The organism is Streptomyces glaucescens, from assembly GCF_002154375.1.
Classification (GTDB): Bacteria; Actinomycetota; Actinomycetes; order Streptomycetales; family Streptomycetaceae; genus Streptomyces; species Streptomyces glaucescens.
Window position 1 is genome coordinate 1 of record NZ_MUND01000936.1, and the last position, 2,037, is coordinate 2,037.

Genomic DNA, 2,037 nt, shown 5'->3' on the forward strand with positions numbered 1-2,037 from the left:
GGGCCGCGCGCCCCCCGGGCCTCACGCCCGCGCCCCGTTCAGTGGGCGAAGTGGCTCGCCACGCGGGCCTGGGCGTCCGCCGGTGCGCCGATGCGGTCCAGGCCGAGCAGCGCCGCGCCCAGGACCGGGCGGGCCGTGACGACCCGGGGTACCGCCTTGGGGGCCCGCTCGGAGAGCAGGGCGCGCACGGCGGAGTCGAGTCGGGGATGCCGGGCGGCGAGGATGCCGCCGCCCAGCACCACGGGCGTCTCCTCGGTCAGCAGGTCGAGCCGGGTGAGGGCGACGACCGCCATGGTGACGATCTCGTCGGCGAGCCGGTCGACCAGGGAACGGGCCACGCGGTCGCCGGAGGCGGCGGTGGCGAAGAGGACGGGGGCGAGTTCGTGGCGGCGGGCTTCCGGGAGGTGTCCGAGGTGCAGGGCCTCGATCAGCGCGTACATGCTGGGCAGGCCGAAGTGGGCGGGAAGGGCGGTGGCCAGCAGGGTGGGGGCGCCGCGGCCGTCCTCCGCGCGGGCCGCGTGGAACATGGCCTCCTCGGACAGGCCCCAGCCGCCGCCCCAGTCCCCGGACATCCGGCCGAGCGCGGGGAAGCGGGCGGTGCGGCCGTCGGGGCGCATGCCGACGCAGTTGATGCCGGCGCCGCAGACGACGGCGACACCGAGGGGTTCGGTGACTCCGGCGCGCAGCAGGGCGAAGGTGTCGTTGCGGACCTCGGTGGTGGTGCCCCACGCCCGCGCGTGCAGGGCGGCGGTGAGGGTCTCCTCCTCGGCGGGGAGGTCGGCGTTGGCGAGGCAGGCCGAGACATGGGAGACGGAGGCGACGCCCGCGGCGGCGAGCGCGCGCTCCACCGGGCCGGCCAGCGCGCTCATCGCGGTGTCCAGGCCGACGGCGGGCGGGCGGAAGCCGCCGCCGCGGGCCGTGCCGAGGACGGTGCCGTCGGCGGCGACGACCGCCACGTCGGTCTTGCTGTTGCCCGCGTCGACGGCGAGGACGGTTGCGGTCAGGCCCACGCCAGATGCTCCCGGTTGTGTGCGATCAGCTGGTCGGTGAGGGCGTCGGCGTACGCGTACTGGCCGATCAGGGGGTGCGCGAGGAGGGCCCGGAAGACGCGGTCGCGCCCGCCGTGCAGGGCGGCCTCCAGGGCGAGGTGCTCGTACGCGGTGACGCTCGCCATCAGGCCCGCGTGGAGCGGGTCGACCGGGGCGACGGGCAGCGGGGCGGGGGCGGCGCCGGCCCGCAGCGCCGCCGGGACCTCGATCACCGCGTCGTCGGGGAGGAAGGGCAGGGTGCCCCGGTTGTACGTGTTGACGACCTGGTGCGGGCTGCCCGCGCCGCTCAGCAGGGCCGCCGCCAGGTCCACCGCCGCCTCCGAGTACCAGGCGCCGCCGCGCCGGGCGAGCAGCTCCGGTTTGGTGTCCAGGGCCGGGTCGGCGTAGAGGCCGAGCAGTTCCCGTTCCATGGCGGCCACTTCCGCCGCCCGGGACGGCTTGCCGCGCAGTTCCCGTACGACCTCGTCATGGGCGTAGTAGTAGCGCAGGTAGTACGACGGCACCACGCCCAGGCGGTCCAGCAGGGTGCGGGGCAGGCGCAGGTCCGCGGCGACGGCGTCGCCGTGGTCGCCGAGGAGCCGGGGGAGCACGTCCTCGCCGTCGGGGCCGTGCAGGCGTACGGCCGTCTCCCAGGTGAGGTGGTTGAGGCCGACGTGGTCGAGGTGGACGTCGGCGGGGGCGACGCCCAGCAGGGCGGCGAACTTGCGCTGGAGGCCGATCGCCACGTTGCACAGTCCGACCGCCTTGTGCCCGGCCCCGAGCAGGGCGCGGGTGACGATGCCGACCGGGTTGGTGAAGTCGATGATCCAGGCCCCGGGGCTGGCGCGGCGGACGCGTTCGGCGATGTCCAGGACCACCGGGACGGTGCGCAGGGCCTTGGCGAGGCCGCCCGCGCCGGTCGTCTCCTGGCCGACGCAGCCGCAGCTCAGCGGCCAGGTCTCGTCCTGCTCGCGGGCCGCCTGGCCGCCGACGCGGAGCTGGAGGAGGA

General features: G+C 76.4%; 2 protein-coding genes. Both read right to left on the minus strand.

Features of this window, described 5'->3' with window-relative positions:
- Positions 1–38 precede the first annotated feature (38 nt).
- Positions 39–1,010, minus strand: coding sequence for an N-acetylglucosamine kinase (locus CCN42_RS39510; RefSeq protein ID WP_086741980.1), 972 nt, complete (start codon positions 1,008–1,010; stop codon positions 39–41).
- A partial coding sequence (locus CCN42_RS39515; protein WP_086741981.1) for a family 4 glycosyl hydrolase occupies positions 1,001–2,037 on the minus strand: 1,037 nt, incomplete at its 5' end. The genes CCN42_RS39515 and CCN42_RS39510, both read right to left, overlap by 10 nt.